13 protein-coding genes are annotated in these 15,747 nt (G+C 59.9%); 8 read left to right on the top strand and 5 right to left on the bottom strand.

Annotated features, from left to right (window positions below):
* Nucleotides 1-82: 82 nt before the first annotated feature.
* The 5 genes from PSH59_RS08665 (at nucleotide 83) to PSH59_RS08645 (ending at nucleotide 7,730) form a co-directional block, all read left to right on the top strand.
* Nucleotides 83-1,246 (top strand): EAL domain-containing protein, encoded by a 1,164-nt coding sequence (locus tag PSH59_RS08665; RefSeq protein WP_305394814.1) that lies wholly within the window; start codon nucleotides 83-85, stop codon nucleotides 1,244-1,246.
* 71 nt (nucleotides 1,247-1,317) lie between these two features.
* Nucleotides 1,318-2,649, top strand: coding sequence for a deoxyguanosinetriphosphate triphosphohydrolase (locus PSH59_RS08660; RefSeq protein WP_248076314.1), 1,332 nt, complete (start codon nucleotides 1,318-1,320; stop codon nucleotides 2,647-2,649).
* 169 nt (nucleotides 2,650-2,818) lie between these two features.
* A complete protein-coding gene (locus PSH59_RS08655; RefSeq protein ID WP_248076316.1) occupies nucleotides 2,819-3,220 on the top strand; it encodes a response regulator in 402 nt (133 codons plus the stop codon).
* Nucleotides 3,221-3,468: 248 nt separating this feature from the next.
* The gene (locus PSH59_RS08650) at nucleotides 3,469-4,086 is read left to right on the top strand and encodes a response regulator transcription factor (RefSeq protein WP_248076318.1); all 618 of its coding nucleotides are present in this window, start codon (nucleotides 3,469-3,471) and stop codon (nucleotides 4,084-4,086) included.
* A gap of 8 nt (nucleotides 4,087-4,094) precedes the next feature.
* Nucleotides 4,095-7,730, top strand: a complete 3,636-nt coding sequence (locus tag PSH59_RS08645; protein WP_305394813.1) for a transporter substrate-binding domain-containing protein — start codon at nucleotides 4,095-4,097, stop codon at nucleotides 7,728-7,730.
* A 29-nt stretch (nucleotides 7,731-7,759) separates the two neighbouring features.
* Here PSH59_RS08645 and PSH59_RS08640 read toward each other — a convergent pair whose 3' ends face one another.
* Together PSH59_RS08640 and PSH59_RS08635 are read right to left on the bottom strand one after the other, a co-directional pair.
* Nucleotides 7,760-8,242: a GAF domain-containing protein gene (locus PSH59_RS08640; protein WP_248076322.1), complete on the bottom strand. Its 483-nt coding sequence runs from the start codon at nucleotides 8,240-8,242 to the stop codon at nucleotides 7,760-7,762.
* Nucleotides 8,239-9,129, bottom strand: a complete 891-nt coding sequence (locus PSH59_RS08635) for an ATP-binding protein (protein WP_305394812.1) — start codon at nucleotides 9,127-9,129, stop codon at nucleotides 8,239-8,241. Before PSH59_RS08635 ends, PSH59_RS08640 begins: the two co-directional genes overlap by 4 nt.
* Nucleotides 9,130-9,291: 162 nt before the next feature.
* On the opposite strand from PSH59_RS08635, the gene PSH59_RS08630 reads away from it, so the two are divergent.
* On the top strand, nucleotides 9,292-11,601 hold the full coding sequence (locus tag PSH59_RS08630; protein ID WP_305394811.1) for a response regulator: 2,310 nt from the start codon (nucleotides 9,292-9,294) through the stop codon (nucleotides 11,599-11,601).
* Here the strand turns inward: PSH59_RS08630 and PSH59_RS08625 are convergent.
* The 3 genes from PSH59_RS08625 to msrB form a co-directional block, all read right to left on the bottom strand.
* Entirely contained in the window at nucleotides 11,555-12,031 is a 477-nt protein-coding gene (locus tag PSH59_RS08625; protein ID WP_305394810.1) for a MarR family winged helix-turn-helix transcriptional regulator, read from the bottom strand. The two genes, PSH59_RS08630 and PSH59_RS08625, sit on opposite strands and share 47 nt — an antisense overlap.
* Complete coding sequence (locus tag PSH59_RS08620; RefSeq protein WP_248076333.1) at nucleotides 12,028-12,513, bottom strand: glutathione peroxidase; 486 nt, start codon at nucleotides 12,511-12,513, stop codon at nucleotides 12,028-12,030. Before PSH59_RS08620 ends, PSH59_RS08625 begins: the two co-directional genes overlap by 4 nt.
* A gap of 127 nt (nucleotides 12,514-12,640) precedes the next feature.
* Nucleotides 12,641-13,033 (bottom strand): peptide-methionine (R)-S-oxide reductase MsrB, encoded by a 393-nt coding sequence (gene msrB, locus PSH59_RS08615; RefSeq protein WP_248076335.1) that lies wholly within the window; start codon nucleotides 13,031-13,033, stop codon nucleotides 12,641-12,643.
* Nucleotides 13,034-13,235: 202 nt separating this feature from the next.
* Here msrB and PSH59_RS08610 point away from each other — a divergent pair, with 202 nt between their 5' ends.
* Nucleotides 13,236-14,447 (top strand): pyridoxal phosphate-dependent aminotransferase, encoded by a 1,212-nt coding sequence (locus PSH59_RS08610; protein WP_012723006.1) that lies wholly within the window; start codon nucleotides 13,236-13,238, stop codon nucleotides 14,445-14,447.
* Between the two features lie 303 nt (nucleotides 14,448-14,750).
* The gene (gene htpX, locus PSH59_RS08605; protein ID WP_248076337.1) at nucleotides 14,751-15,638 is read left to right on the top strand and encodes a protease HtpX; all 888 of its coding nucleotides are present in this window, start codon (nucleotides 14,751-14,753) and stop codon (nucleotides 15,636-15,638) included.
* The last annotated feature ends 109 nt before the right edge of the window (nucleotides 15,639-15,747 follow it).

Here is a 15,747-nt window from a genome sequence, read left to right as displayed (position 1 = left end):
CTGCATTCTTGCAGACAGAATCGGCCCGGCCCTCGTCAGCGAGGGCCGGGCCTTTTTTCGCCATGTCTCTTAAGGAGGTTCCGTGATCGACGGGCAACCGCTCGCCTGTTTCCAGCCGTTCATCGATACCGCCACCGGCCGTATTGCCGGCGTTGAGGCCCTGGGCCGGCTGCGCCAGGCTGACGGCCGTTTGCAGTCCGTGGGCCCGCTGTTCGCCGACCCGCGTACACCGGGCGTGGCCTTGCGCCGCCTTGACCGGCAGATCCGCGACAATGCCTTGAGCCGCCTGCATGAAGCGCCCGAAGACTGGTTCCTGAGCCTGAACATTTCGCCGCGCTGGATCACCCGTCTGCGCCCGGGCCAGGCACTGCCGAGCTTGCAGCAGGTGCAGGCCCACGGTGTCGACCCGCAACGCATCGTGTTCGAGATCACTGAACTGGGCGGCGACATCCAGCGCCTGGCCGAGGTGGTAGCGCGCTATCGCGAGGCCGGTGCGCGCATCGCCATCGACGACTTCGGTGCCGGTTACTCCCAGCTTGACCGGGTGCTCGCGTTGCAACCGGACATTCTCAAACTGGATATGCGCCTGTTCCAGGCCGCCGCCCGAGGCGGGCCAAGCAGCGACGTGGTGCGGGCGCTGGCGCAGATGGCGGAAAAGACCGGTTGCTGGATCATTGCCGAAGGCGTGGAAACCGAAGCGCAACTGAGCTTTGCCCTGGAATGCGGTTCACGCTATGTGCAGGGCTATTTATTTGCCCAGGCGCAACTGGACCTGTTCGCCACCGATACGTTCGTAGCGCAGTTCGCCCACCTGCGCACGATGTACGTCCAACAGAAGCTGGCCGAACGCGGACGCATCATGCACCTGCGCGAGCAACTGACCGAACTGATGAAAATCCTGCAGACCTGGGCCCAGGGCCATGCGCCACTCTCCTTGTTGCCGCAACTGCCGGATTTCCCCTGGCTGCTGCGCTTTTACCAGTGCGACCGGCATGGCACGCAACTGACGCCCAACTTCGAATGGCGCCAGGACGCCTGGCAAACCGACAGCCGCTACCTGGGCCATAACTGGTCGTGGCGCCCGTACTTCTACCACCTGCTGGCCGAAGGCTGGGACGAGCGGCGCCTGACCCTGTCCTCCACGTATCGCGATGCCACCACCAACCAGTACTGCCTCACCGCCGGACAATTCTTCGATAACGGTCAGCGCTTGCTGTTAATCGATATCGACGCGGCTGGTCTGTAGATTTTTGCTTGCCCCGCCCAGTCTTAACCGGGAAGCTGGGAGGGTCATTCACCGCACGGAGAGTACCCGCCTTGGATTGGCCCACCCTGCTGAACCGCGAACGTCTTGGAAAACCCCTGCATAGCCCGGAAGAATTGGGCCGCAGCCCGTTTCACAAAGACCACGACCGCATTATTTTCTCCGGCGCGTTCCGCCGCCTGGGCCGCAAGACCCAAGTGCATCCGGTGTCGAGTAACGACCACATCCACACACGCTTGACCCACTCCCTGGAAGTCAGTTGCGTGGGCCGCTCCCTCGGCATGCGTGTGGGCGAAACCCTGCGCAGCGCCCTGCCCGACTGGTGCGACCCCAGCGATTTGGGCATGGTGGTGCAATCGGCCTGCCTGGCCCATGACATCGGCAACCCACCTTTCGGCCACTCTGGCGAAGACGCTATCCGGCACTGGTTCCAACAGGCGGCCGGGCGTGGCTGGCTGGATGATATGAGCAGCGCCGAGCGCAATGACTTCCTCAATTTCGAAGGCAATGCACAAGGTTTTCGGGTGCTGACCCAGCTGGAATACCACCAGTTCGACGGCGGTACGCGGCTGACTTACGCCACGTTGGGCACCTACCTGAAATATCCCTGGAGCGCCCGCCACGCCGACTCCCTGGGCTACAAAAAACACAAGTTCGGTTGCTACCAGAGCGAACTGCCGATCCTCGAACAGATCGCCCACAAACTGGGCCTGCCGCAACTCGAGGAGCAACGCTGGGCCCGTCACCCCCTGGTCTATCTGATGGAGGCCGCCGACGACATCTGTTATGCCCTGATCGATCTGGAAGATGGCCTGGAGATGGACCTGCTGGAATACGCAGAGGTCGAGTCTCTGCTGCTTGACCTGGTGGGCGACGACCTGCCACAGACCTATCGGCAGCTGGGGGCGTCGGACTCGCGCCGGCGCAAGCTGGCGATCCTGCGCGGCAAAGCCATCGAGCACCTGACCAACGCCGCGGCACGCGCGTTTGTCGAGCAGCAGGACGCCTTGCTGGCGGGCACACTGCCCGGCGATCTGGTGGAGCACATGCACGGTCCAGCCAAACGCTGCGTGCTGGATGCAAAAGACATGGCGCGTAAGAAAATCTTCCAGGACAAACGCAAGACCCTGCATGAGATCGGGGCCTACACCACGCTGGAGATTCTGCTGAACGCCTTCTGTGGTGCGGCACTGGAACAGCATGGCGGGCGCACGCCGTCGTTCAAGAACCGGCGCATTCTCGACCTGCTTGGGAACAATGCGCCCAACCCCGAATGGCCATTGCACACATCGTTCCTACGCATGATCGACTTTATCGCAGGCATGACCGACAGCTATGCCACCGAGATGGCGCGGGAAATGACCGGGCGTTCAAGCCCTCAATAACGGTCCTGATCAAGCCCTCTGCGCCCTGAAGCGAATAGCCCTACAAAGGGAACAGAGCGGCCTGATCGAATTCGCACAGATCCCCGGAGAATAATCGCGCACGCTCCGGGCCCCCTGGCGAACCGCTTCACGCCCTCTCCATCGACGCTTGACTCACCGTGTGCTTTCTATGCCCAACTATCCCCTTCGTATCCTGTTGGTGGAGGACCATCCCTTCCAATTGCTGGCCACCCAGTGCCTGCTTAGAAGCTTTGGCTTCGAGCGGCTGACCCCTGCGGAAAACGCCGAACAAGCGATCCATTTGATGACGCTGGCAGACACCCCCTTTGACGTCCTTCTATGCGACCAATGCCTGCCCGACCTGCCCGGGCTTGAGCTGATAGAGATCGCCAGCCGCCGAGGTTTTATCACCACCGCGATCCTGCTCAGCGGGCTGCCCTCGGCAGAACTTTCAAACTTACTGACTCAGGCATTGACGCGCGACCTGCCGCTGCTGGGTTACTTGCCAAAACCTTTGAACAAAGATGAGCTTTTATATTTGATTCGCCCACTAAGTTCGTTATCGACGTAGGACTTTAAACCTACTAGCCCGTCGAAAAACTCCCGCCCTTCCCACATATAGTCTTTAGCACCGAAATTTAGCTATCCCTGCGCACATCACGCACACATCGCCTCAGAAAGCCTTATAGACGGGTAAGCCGTTACCTTTTTTTTCGTAGGACCTTTCCTGTTTTATATCTGCCCCCCTCGTACTCATGCTCCACTACCCGCTTCTGAGCTAATGTGCCCGCTTTATTTGCACCTGCATGGAATGTGACTATGAACACCGTTTTTATTATCGACGATCACCCGGTTATAAGGCTTGCCATCCGCATGCTGTTGGAACATGAAGGTTACAAAGTAGTCGGAGAGACAGATAACGGATGCGACGCCATTCAAATGGTGCGCGAGTGCCTGCCGGACTTGATTATTCTGGATATCAGCATTCCGAAACTGGATGGGCTCGAAGTGCTCTGCCGATTCAACGCAATGAACACCTCAATGAAAACCCTGGTGCTGACAGCTCAGTCCCCCACGCTATTCGCCACGCGCTGCATGCGCTCCGGCGCCGACGGTTATGTGTGCAAGGAAGGCGACCTGAGCGAGCTGCTGAGCGCAATCCGCGCCGTACTATCCGGTTATAACTATTTCCCGAGCCAGGCGTTGACTACCGCCGGTGTCGATTGCCGGGAACTCGAACTGTTCAAGGCGGTTAACGACCGCGAACTGATGGTATTGCAACTTTTTGCCCAAGGCCGCACCAATAAGGAAATTGCCAAAGGCATGTTTCTGAGCAATAAAACAGTCAGCACTTATAAAAAGAGGCTCATGCAAAAACTTCAAGCCAAGTCCTTGGTAGAACTTATCGAGCTGGCAAAACGAAACGCGCTAGTGTGAGAAAGCGGATGCCCAGGTGTATAAAGGACTATCTGATTATATTGAGCACCGGCTTGTGCTTCAGTGCCGCTGTGCCCGCGCAATTGCAATCGGACGCGGAGCATTTCAACTTACTGAGTCGTGCAGGCTCGGTGCAACTGGAAACCCACCTGAACAAGGCCCAGCGCCAGTGGCTGCAAAACAAGCGCGAACTGGTATTAGGCACGGCGTCACCCGACTACCCTCCTTTTGACTTCACCTCCAGCAGGCGCGACTACGAAGGGCTCACCGCCGACTATGCTGGCCTGTTGACCAAGGCGTTGGCCGTGCCGGTAACGGTAGTGCGCTATCCCTCTCGAGAGGCTGCGATCCGCGCCCTTGAAAACGGCGATATCGATTTGCTCGGCTCCTCCAATGGCTTCGAGGCGGCCAACCCCAACCTGGCATTGTCGGAGCCGTATGCTGTAGACCAGCCGGTGTTGGTCACCCGTGAAGGCGAAACCCGCAGCCTCAGTGATGGCCTGGCCGGTATGCGCCTGGCGCTGGTCTATCACTACCTGCCGTTGGACGAGGTGGAAAAGCTCTACCCCGACGCGACCATCCGCGCCTACCCCTCTTATCAAAACGCCCTGAATGCGGTGGCATTCGACCAGGCCGACGTGTTTCTGGGCGATACCATTTCCACCCATTACATGATCAACAAGGGCTACCTGAAAAACGTTCGCATGGCCACCTTCGGCAAGCATGAGGCCTATGGATTCAGTTTTGCCATATCCCAGCGTCAGCGCACGTTGTTGAGTATCGTCAATACCGTATTGATGGCCGTGCCCATCAATGAACGGGAAGCGATCGCCAAACGCTGGAGCGCCGGCAGCGCTATCTTGCTGACCGACCAGAAGCTGCAACTGACCCCACGCGAAGAGCGCTGGCTCAAAGACAATCCGGTGCTCAAGGTGACCGTCAACGAAACCTATGCACCGCTGACGTTCTTCGATGCCGATGGCAATTTTCGCGGCATCACCGCTGACCTGCTGGAGCTGATTCGCCTGCGTACCGGGTTGCGCTTCGACGTCCAGCGCGGCCGCGACGTGGAGACCATGATCGAGCAAATCGAGGCGGGCAAGACCGATATCATTGGCGCGATCGTCCCCAGCGTCGAACGGGAAGCGCAACTGAACTTCAGTCGACCCTATCTGGAAAATTCCTACGTGATGTTGACGCGCAAGGAAAACCAGGCGCCCACCGGCCTGGAAGAGATGGAAGGCAAGCGCCTGGCGATCACCCAAGGCAGCCCGTTGAAAAAGTTCCTGCGTGACAATTTCCCAAAAATTGAACTGGTGGAAACCGGCGATACCTTCAAGTCGACCGAGCTACTGGTAAAAGGCGATGTGGACGGCGCCGTCAACACCCTGGTGGTCGCCAACTACTTCCTCTCGGCGCAGATGTTCCAGGACAAGCTTCAAATCAGCTTCAGCATCGGTACGATGCCGGCCACCTTTGCCCTGGCCACATCACGCAGCGCGACCGAGCTCAGCTCGATACTCGACAAGGCCCTGCTCAGCATCGCGCCGGACGAACTGGGGGTCATCAACAGTCGCTGGCGGGGCTACCGCGCCGACTCCGAGAGCTATTGGCGCGACTACCACCAACTGATCGCCCGCATCATCATGGGCACCGGGCTGCTGCTGCTGATTTCCCTGACCTGGAATGCCTACATGCGCCGTCAGATCAAGCACCGGAAGATGGCCGAACGCGCCCTCAACGACCAGTTCGAATTCATGCGCGCCCTGGTCAATGAAACCCCGCACCCGATTTACGTACGAGACCGCAACGGCCTGCTGCAGACCTGCAACGACAGCTACCTGCAGGTGTTCGGGGTCAGGCGGGAGGACGTGATCGGCAAAACCGCGATGCAAGTCAGCACCGCCCTTGCCGAAGAAGCGGCGCAATACCATACCGACTATCAACGCGTAGTGGCCGAAGGCGCCCCGCTGATCCTGGACCGAACCCTGCATATTCGCGAAAAAAAACTCACGATCTACCACTGGATCCTGCCGTACCGCGACTCCGACGGCGAGGTACAAGGCATTATCGGGGGCTGGATCGACATCAGCGAGCGCCGCCAACTGTTCGACGAACTGCGCGCCGCCAAGGAGCGTGCCGACGAGGCAAATCGGGCCAAGAGTACCTTTCTGGCCACCATGAGCCACGAAATACGCACACCAATGAACGCCGTGATCGGCATGCTGGAGCTGACGCTCAAGCGCGCGGACCAGGGTCACCTCGACCGTACGGCCATCGAAGTGGCCTACAACTCAGCCAGGGACCTGCTGGAACTGATCGGCGATATCCTCGATATCGCGCGTATTGAATCCGGCCGCCTGAGCCTGGCGCCGGAACGCGTGAACCTGCGGGAGGTGATCGAGTCCGTGGTGCGGGTGTTCGACGGCCTTGCACGCCAGAAAACCCTGAGCCTGCTGCTGGAATTCAAGCCCGAGCTGGATAACACCGAGGTACTGATAGACCCGCTGCGTTTCAAGCAAGTGCTGTCAAACCTGGTCAGCAACGCCATCAAGTTCACCGAACGCGGCCAGGTGAAAATCAAGGTAGCGGTGTTACCCACCCAAACGCCGCAACAGGTCGAAATGAAACTGGTGGTGGAGGACACCGGCATCGGTATCAGTCGCAATGACCAGGTACGCCTGTTCGAACCCTTTGCCCAGGCCGACAATGCCGGACAGTTGGCCAGGAGTGGCGCGGGCCTGGGGCTGGTGATCTGCCGCAGCCTGTGCAGCATGATGGGCGGACAACTGAGCCTGAGCAGCGTGCCGATGGTGGGCACGCAAGTGCATGTCAGCCTGAAGATGACTCGTCTGCAACCGTTGCTCGTCACCGATGAAATCAAGCCCGAGACAGCCGCGACCACCCCTGCGCTCAATGTGCTGGTCGTGGACGATCACCCGGCAAACCGCCTGCTGATGTGCCAGCAGCTCGGTTACCTCGGTCACCAGTTTACGGCCGCGCAAAACGGCGCGGCAGGCTTCCAGGCCTGGCGCCAGGCGCACTTCGATCTGGTGATCGCCGACTGCAACATGCCAATCATGAACGGCTACGAATTGAGCCGTTCGATACGCGAATACGAGCAGCGCGAACACCTTACGCCATGTGTGGTGCTGGGCTTTACCGCCAATGCCCAGCCCGAAGAGAAGCAGCGCTGCGCCCAGGCAGGTATGGACGACTGCCTGTTCAAGCCGATCAGCCTGACGGCGCTGGAACGGCAATTGGCGCAAATCAGCCCTCAAGCGGCTGGCCCGATGCTTGACCTCGGCAAGTTCGAGGCCATGACCGGTGGCGATCCCCAGATGAACCGGCGCCTGCTGGAGGAGCTGCTGAGCAGCAGCCGACACGACCGGCAGGAACTCCTCGCGCTGATGGCGACGCAGGCGACGCCCGAAGCGATTATCGAGCAAGCCCACAAGATCAAGGGCGCCGCCCGCATCGTCAGAGCCCACTCAGTGGCTTCGCAATGCGAAGCCGTTGAACAGGTATGTGCCCGCGGCGATGCCCCTGCCTTGATCGAAGCCGCTGTGAGGTCTCTGGAAAAACTGATGCTGGAACTGGAACGGGTGCTGCACCAGCAACTGCGGGAAATGGACGCCAGATAGGGGCGGACGCAGCGCCGCCCCTGTTTGGATCAGCAGTCGGTCAAGCGCAGAAAAATCGCCGCCAGTTGTTCGATGCCCGCCTGGTCCTGCGCAGTAAAGCGGGCCAGCGAAGGGCTATCGAGGTCAAGGACGCCAATCAGTTGGCCATTCTTGACCAGCGGCACGACCAGCTCACTGTTGGATGCGCTGTCACAGGCGATATGCCCGGGAAATTCATGCACATCTTCCACCCGCTGGGTTTGTCGCGAGGCCGCAGCCGCACCGCACACGCCTCGCCCAAACGGGATACGCACACAGGCGATCTGGCCCTGGAACGGGCCGAGCACCAGCTCTTCATTGCGATTGAGGTAAAAACCTGCCCAGTTCAAGTCGTCCAATTGGTTGAACAGGAAGGCGGAAAACTGTGCACTGTTGGCGATGAAATCTCGCTCATCGGCCAACAGCGACTCCAGTTGCGCACAGAGCATGGCGTAGCCATCCAGGCCGGCGCCTGTTTGTTGTAAATCGATCACGGTTGACGCTCCAGCAGTTTGAGGCCCACCCAGTAACGGGCGAATTGATACGCGCAGCGGCCATTGCGGTTGCCGCGCCCGGTGGCCCAGCGCACGGCGAGAATATCGAGCGCTTCATCACGCTGCCATTGCAGACCGGCCTTGGCGGCCAACTCGCCGATCCAATGCGCCATCACCTCCAGGAAGTGCTCCTGGGTAAACGGGTAGAACGACAACCACAAACCAAAGCGGTCCGACAGGGCAATTTTGTCTTCCACCGCCTCGCTTGGGTGCAATTCGCCGTCCACGCGCTTCCAGTTGTCGTTGTCGCTCTGGTTTTCCGGAACCAGATGGCGGCGGTTGGACGTGGCATACAGCAGCACGTTTTCCGGTGCCTGTTCCAGGGAGCCGTCCAGCACACTCTTGAGCACGCGGTAGTCGCCTTCACCGGCCTCGAACGACAGGTCGTCACAGAACAAAATGAAACGCTGCGGCAGCTTGAGCAGTTGCTCGACCACACGCGGCAGATCGGCCAGGTGGTCACGCTCGATTTCGATCAGACGCAAACCCGCCTGGGCATGCTGGGCCAGCAAGGCACGGACCATGGAGGATTTACCGGTGCCACGCGAGCCCCACAGCAACGCATGGTTGGCGGGCAGTCCATCGAGAAATTGCTGGGTATTGCGTGCCAGTGTTTCACGTTGCTTGTCCACGCCGATCAGGTCGGACAGGCGCATATCCAGGCTGACGTCCAGCGGCAACAGGAAACCGCTGCGGCCCTCACGTTGCCAGCGGGCGGCCAGGCACTGATGCCAGTCGATGGCCTGGCGTGGCGCCGGCAGCAAGGGCTCCAGGCGAGCGAGCACTGCATCAGCGCGCTCCAGAAAGGCATTCAATCGAGAATCCACACTTATTCCTCTGGCAAGTTCCTGCAAAAGATGGCGTATTGGCAACCCTGCGACAGGCCGCATGGGCCGCGTAAACAACGATTCATGCCGGGCAAGCGAGAGCGTGCGGATGTTCAGCTATGCTTGCCGGGCGAAGGGAAACGTAAAGTGGTTCAACACTCGATGGATATCAAGTTCGCCCACCGCTTGTCTTATAAACAAGCCAGATTGACTGTGCTGGTCGGTTTCGTCTTGGGAACCCTGCTCAGCCTGATCCAAATCGGCATTGATTATGCCAGCGAAGACGCATCCATCAACCGTGAAATTCGCTCGCTGATCGAAATCAGCCATAACCCCGCGTCACGTATCGCCTACAACATCGACGCCGAACTGGCCCAGGAACTGACCCTCGGGCTGTTGTCCTCCCCCGCCATCACCCATGCACAGTTGATCGATAACAACGGCGTGGTACTGGCCGACGTAGACAGACCGCGCAAAGAAAGCCCCTATCGGCCGATCAGCGACTTCTTGTTCGGCGCCACCCGCGAGTTTGAAGACCCGTTGTTTCTGAGCCACATGCCCAATGAGTCCCTTGGGGTGCTGCGTCTTGACGTCGACACCTACGCCTTTGGTAGTCGCTTCCTGCGCCGCGCCGAGATCACGCTGCTCAACGGCTTTGTGCGCAGCCTGTTGCTGACCGGCATCTTGCTTGGCCTGTTTTACGTAATGCTGACCCAACCGCTGGTGCGCATTATCGGCGAGCTGAGCACACGCAGGCAGACGCGCCTGGACTGCCCACCGGGACATGAACACGATGAAATCGGGGTGTTGGTCAACGTCGCCAACCAGCAATTCGACACCCTGGAGACGGAAATCCAGCAGCGTCGCCACGCCGAAGACCGACTTACGGAATACCTCGGGCAATTGGAAAATATCGTCTCCGCGCGCACCCTGGAGCTTAAGGCCAGCAACCAACGCTTGAGCCAGTCCAACGATGAACTGGAAGCCGCCAGAATGAATGCGCTGGGCATGGCCCAGGCCCGGGCGGCGTTCCTGGCCAACATGAGTCACGAAATTCGCACCCCGCTCAACGGGCTGCTGGGCATGATCGCACTGTCGCTGGACAGCCCATTGAACGCCGAGCAGCGCCAGCAACTGTCCATCGCCCATGACTCGGGCAAAGTGCTGGTGGAGTTGCTCAACGATATCCTCGACCTGTCCAAATTCGACGCCGGCCAGCTGGAGCTGGAGCACATCCCGTTCGACCTGGGCGCGCTGGTGGAAGACACCGCCAACCTGTTGTCGCAGAACGCCGCGCCCAGCGTCGAGCTGACGTGCCTGATCGACCCGCAGTTCCCGGCGCAAGTGCTGGGTGACCCGACCCGCGTGCGGCAGATCGTCAGCAACTTGCTGTCCAACGCGCTGAAGTTCACGCGCTTTGGCCGGGTGGATGTGCGCCTGCGTACCCACGGCGGCGGGGTGCGCATTGAGGTCTGCGATACCGGGATCGGCATTGCTCAGGACGCCCAGGTAAAAATCTTCCAACCGTTCACCCAGGCCGGCGCCGGTATCACTCGCCAGTTTGGCGGCACCGGCCTGGGCCTGGCGCTCACGCATAACCTGTGTGAAGCGATGAAGGGGCGCTTGAGCATCAGCTCGGAGGTGGGGTTTGGCAGCCAGTTCTGCGCGGACCTGCCATTGCCGACCCATTCGCCTGCGGTTGCGCCCCCACCGCTCACCGGTACGGTCATGATCATCGCCAATGCCGGCGGCGGCCTGACGGAGCTGCTCACGGCCCTGTTGCCCAGTTGGGGGCTGACGCCGCATTGCTTCACCATGGATGACGACCTGAGCGGGCAAACACCTGACCTGTTGATGACCGATTGTCCGGAATGCCTGTTCCGCATTCGGCCGGGCATTACCGCGCCCATCTTGTTGGTGACGGCCTACGGCAATTTCATGCCCAGCGAAGAAGTGGCGGCCCTGGCGCCGCTGCAGCAACAAGCGCGCCCTTTGAGCCGCAATGCGCTGTACCAGATCCTGCAGCGCCATTTGCGCACCGAGGCGCACCCGGTGCTTGACCCGATCCAGCTGGACGCCGCGCCGCTTGCGCATCGGGCGCGCATCCTGCTGGTGGAGGACAACCCGGTCAACCAATTGGTGGCCAAGGGCATGCTCAGCAAGCTGGGCTGCGAAGTGATCGTGGCCGCCCACGGTGGCGAAGCACTCAAGCTCCTCGAAGAACAACGCTTCGACATGGTCTTGATGGACTGCAACATGCCGGTGATGGACGGCTACGAGGCCAGCCGGCAGATTCGCCGCAGCGGGCGCTGGCCGGACCTGCCGATTGTCGCGGTGACGGCCAACGCCTTGTCCGAAGAGCGCGAGCGTTGCCGGGCGGCGGGGATGAACGATTACCTGGCCAAACCGTTTCGCCGGGAAGAACTCAACGCGCTGCTGGACCTGTGGGTGCCGACGACGACAGCGCTCTGACCTGTGCCAGCAATTGATCCAGGCCGTCGCGCAGAACATCGGCCTGGTTCAGGTCGACGCCGCTGTCGCACAGCAGGCGGGTCTTCAGGGCGTAGGCCTGATCGCGCAATTGCACGCCGGTTTTACTCAACCCAAGGTGCACTTCGCGCTCATCCTGGGTGCTGCGTCGGCGCGCCACCCAGCCCATCTGCTCCAGCCGCTTGAGCAATGGGGTCAACGTGCCCGAGTCAAGCATCAAGCGCTCACCCAAGGCCTTGACCGTCGGCTGCGCCGGCGGCAGGTGGTGCCATTCCCACAGCACCAGCATCACCAGGTATTGCGGATACGTGAGGCCCAATTGATCAAGCATCGGCTTGTAGGCGCGGGTCACCGCGCGTGACGCCGCGTAGAGCTTGAAGCACAGCTGATTGTCCAGGGCCAGGTCGGTCATTTGAGCAGGGCTTCAATCTCTTGGGTCAGGTCCTGAGGCTTGGTGGTCGGACCAAACCGCTTGACCACCTGACCATCGCGGCCGACGAGGAACTTGGTGAAGTTCCATTTGATGCCCTGGGTGCCCAGCACGCCCGGTGCTTGTTTTTTCAGCTGCACAAACAGCGGGTGCGCCCCACTGCCGTTGACGTCGATCTTCTTGAACAGCGGGAAAGTGACACCGAAGTTCAGCTCGCAGAACTCAGAAATAGCCCCTTCGTCACCGGGTTCCTGCTTGCCGAATTGGTTGCAGGGAAAGCCCAGCACCACCAGGCCCTGATCCTTGTATTGCTGCCAGAGTTGCTCAAGGCCCTTGTATTGCGGGGTGAAGCCACACTTGCTGGCGGTGTTGACGACCAGCACGGCCTTGCCGGCAAAATCGGCCAAGGTCTTTTGCTCACCCTTGATGGTGGTGCAGGGGATGCTCAGCAGGTTGTCGCTCATGGCGGTGCCTCAATGAAGGGGAAGGAGCAAAACCATAGCGGGCAATTCAATTGTGTGCAATTTAATTACCTGGAGTGATACCCCGCTATAGATCACCCCCGCACGGTTGCACAGGGGCAGCCCTGGGCTAGCGCGGCACCAGGTCCAGGCACACCGAGTTGATGCAATAACGCAGGCCGGTCGGCGGTGGGCCGTCGGGGAACACATGGCCCAGGTGCGCATCGCATTTGGCGCAGGTGACTTCGGTGCGGATCATGCCGTGGCTGACGTCACGGATCTCGATCATCGCGCTGTCGGCAATCGGCTCGTAGAAGCTCGGCCAGCCACAGCCCGAGTCAAATTTCGCCTTGGAATCGAACAGCGGCTCGTTACAGCAAATACAGTGGTACACGCCATCGGTCTTGGTACCGTTGTACTTGCCGCTGAACGGCCGCTCGGTGCCTTTGAGGCGGCACACGTTGTACTGCTCCGGATCGAGCATGGCCTTCCACTCATCAACGGTTTTCTGCAACTTGTCCATCGCTACACCTCGGCAACTTAAAAAGCCTGATCTGTGTCTTTTCCATGGATCAGGCGGCACGTATGATTGCGCCTCTTCAAAACGCCAGTCTGGCACCCGCGCTATCGGCATTCAAACGTATTTATGGGTGCGGGCCTCGCAGGACTCACAGTACGGTAGTGTCCACGCCGTCTGGATCGTTCATTTTCAGGATCACATCGCCATGCAGGTCAGCAAATCGAACAAGCTCGCCAACGTCTGCTACGACATTCGCGGCCCAGTGCTCAAGCACGCCAAGCGCCTGGAAGAGGAAGGTCACCGCATCCTCAAGCTGAACATTGGCAACCCGGCGCCCTTTGGTTTCGAAGCGCCGGACGAAATCCTCCAGGATGTGATCCGCAATCTGCCCACCGCCCAGGGCTACAGCGACTCCAAAGGCCTGTTCAGTGCGCGCAAGGCGGTGATGCAGTACTACCAGCAGAAACAGGTGGAAGGTGTCGGCATCGAAGACATCTACCTGGGCAATGGCGTGTCCGAGCTGATCGTGATGTCCATGCAGGCCCTGCTCAACAACGGCGACGAAGTCCTGGTGCCGGCACCGGACTACCCGCTGTGGACCGCAGCCGTGACCCTGGCCGGCGGCCACCCGGTGCATTACCTGTGTGACGAAGGCGCCGACTGGTTCCCGGACCTGGCCGATATCAAGGCCAAGATCACCCCGAACACCAAGGCCCTGGTGATCATCAACCCGAACAACCCGACCGGCGCGGTGTATTCCAAAGAAGTGCTGCTGGGCATGCTCGAACTGGCACGCCAGCACAACCTGGTGGTGTTCTCCGACGAGATCTACGACAAGATCCTCTACGATGACGCCGTGCACATCTGCACCGGCTCCCTGGCGCCGGACCTGCTGTGCCTGACCTTCAACGGGCTGTCCAAATCGTACCGCGTGGCGGGTTTCCGCTCCGGCTGGATCGCCATTTCCGGTCCCAAGCACAATGCGCAAAGCTACATCGAAGGTATCGACATGCTGGCCAATATGCGCCTGTGTGCCAACGTACCGAGCCAGCACGCGATCCAGACGGCCCTGGGCGGCTACCAGAGCATCAACGACCTGATCCTGCCCCAAGGCCGCCTGCTGGAACAGCGTAACCGTACCTGGGAACTGCTCAACGCGATTCCGGGCGTCAGCTGCGTAAAACCCATGGGCGCGCTGTACGCCTTTCCACGGATCGACCCAAAAGTCTGCCCGATCCTCAACGACGAAAAGTTCGTGCTGGACTTGTTGCTGTCGGAAAAACTGCTGGTGGTCCAAGGCACGGCGTTCAACTGGCCGTGGCCGGATCACTTCCGCGTGGTGACTTTGCCGCGCGTGGATGACCTGGACATGGCCATTGGTCGTATCGGCAATTTCCTCAAGTCCTATCGCCAGTAGTGGAAATCGCGCTGTACGACCGAGATTCGGTCGTACAGCGATTATCTGGCAACACTTCTCTGCTCATCGCCCACCGCCGCAGCCCGCTTACCCTCAATTGCCTGCGCGCCCCAGTAGTTACGGGGCCTAAAGGCAACTGGAGGTTGATCACGGGCGGCATTGCGTGTAAGAAAATCCCTTCAAGACTGTACATTAAGGCTGTAGGACACAGTTTGAAATAGTCGCCCGGTTGAATCACCCAAGGCCGCACCTTATATACCCCGCAGTAAGCGACATATTAAGCATGAGGAGATCTCTACAACCATGATGCGCATTCTGCTGTTCTTGGCCACTAACCTGGCAGTCGTGCTGATTGCCAGCGTCACCCTGAGCCTTTTCGGTTTCGACGGGTTCATGGCGGCCAATGGGGTTGATCTGAACCTCAATCAGCTGCTGATTTTCTGTGCGGTCTTTGGTTTTGCCGGCTCGCTGTTCTCGCTGTTCATCTCCAAGTGGATGGCGAAAATGAGCACCAGTACCCAGATCATCACTCAACCGCGCACCCGCCACGAACAATGGCTGATGCAAACCGTGGAGCAGTTGTCCCAGGAAGCAGGCATCAAAATGCCCGAAGTGGGGATTTTCCCTGCCTATGAGGCAAACGCCTTCGCCACGGGCTGGAACAAGAACGACGCCCTGGTGGCCGTGAGCCAAGGCCTTCTGGAGCGTTTTTCGCCCGACGAAGTAAAAGCGGTACTGGCGCACGAAATCGGCCACGTCGCCAATGGCGACATGGTCACCCTGGCACTGGTGCAGGGCGTGGTGAACACCTTCGTGATGTTCTTTGCGCGGATCATCGGCAACTTTGTCGACAAGGTGATCTTCAAGAACGAAGACGGCCGTGGTATCGCCTACTTCGTGGCGACCATCTTCGCCGAAGTGGTGCTGGGCTTCCTGGCCAGTGCGATCGTGATGTGGTTCTCGCGCAAACGTGAGTTCCGCGCAGACGAAGCCGGTGCACGCCTGGCAGGCACCAACGCAATGATCGGCGCGCTGCAACGCCTGCGCTCCGAACAAGGCCTGCCGGTGCATATGCCCGACAGCCTGACCGCCTTCGGTATCAACGGCGGCATCAAACAGGGCCTGGCTCGCATGTTCATGAGCCACCCGCCGCTGGAAGAGCGTATCGACGCATTGCGTCGTCGCGGCTGATAGCGCTTGCAACCAGAGAAGGGGCGACTGAGTCGCCCCTTTTTTTGCGCATAAAAAACACCGCTGTTGTGGCGAGCGGCTTGCCCGCGCCGGGCTACGTAGCAGCCCC

The sequence above is a fragment of the Pseudomonas sp. FP2309 genome (assembly GCF_030687575.1).
In the GTDB taxonomy this organism is placed as follows: domain Bacteria; phylum Pseudomonadota; class Gammaproteobacteria; order Pseudomonadales; family Pseudomonadaceae; genus Aquipseudomonas.
The sequence above is the reverse complement of the archived record's forward strand: the minus strand, read 5'-3'. Positions and strand labels throughout refer to the sequence as shown.

Coding starts and splice junctions, on each gene's coding strand:
- PSH59_RS08650 (WP_248076318.1), top strand. CDS start 3,469: ATGAACACCGTTTTTATTATCGACGATCACCCGGTTATAAGGCTTGCC.
- msrB (WP_248076335.1), bottom strand. CDS start 13,033: ATGGACAAGTTGCAGAAAACCGTTGATGAGTGGAAGGCCATGCTCGAT.
- htpX (WP_248076337.1), top strand. CDS start 14,751: ATGATGCGCATTCTGCTGTTCTTGGCCACTAACCTGGCAGTCGTGCTG.
- PSH59_RS08645 (WP_305394813.1), top strand. CDS start 4,095: ATGCCCAGGTGTATAAAGGACTATCTGATTATATTGAGCACCGGCTTG.
- PSH59_RS08630 (WP_305394811.1), top strand. CDS start 9,292: ATGGATATCAAGTTCGCCCACCGCTTGTCTTATAAACAAGCCAGATTG.
- PSH59_RS08655 (WP_248076316.1), top strand. CDS start 2,819: ATGCCCAACTATCCCCTTCGTATCCTGTTGGTGGAGGACCATCCCTTC.
- PSH59_RS08625 (WP_305394810.1), bottom strand. CDS start 12,031: ATGACCGACCTGGCCCTGGACAATCAGCTGTGCTTCAAGCTCTACGCG.
- PSH59_RS08610 (WP_012723006.1), top strand. CDS start 13,236: ATGCAGGTCAGCAAATCGAACAAGCTCGCCAACGTCTGCTACGACATT.
- PSH59_RS08620 (WP_248076333.1), bottom strand. CDS start 12,513: ATGAGCGACAACCTGCTGAGCATCCCCTGCACCACCATCAAGGGTGAG.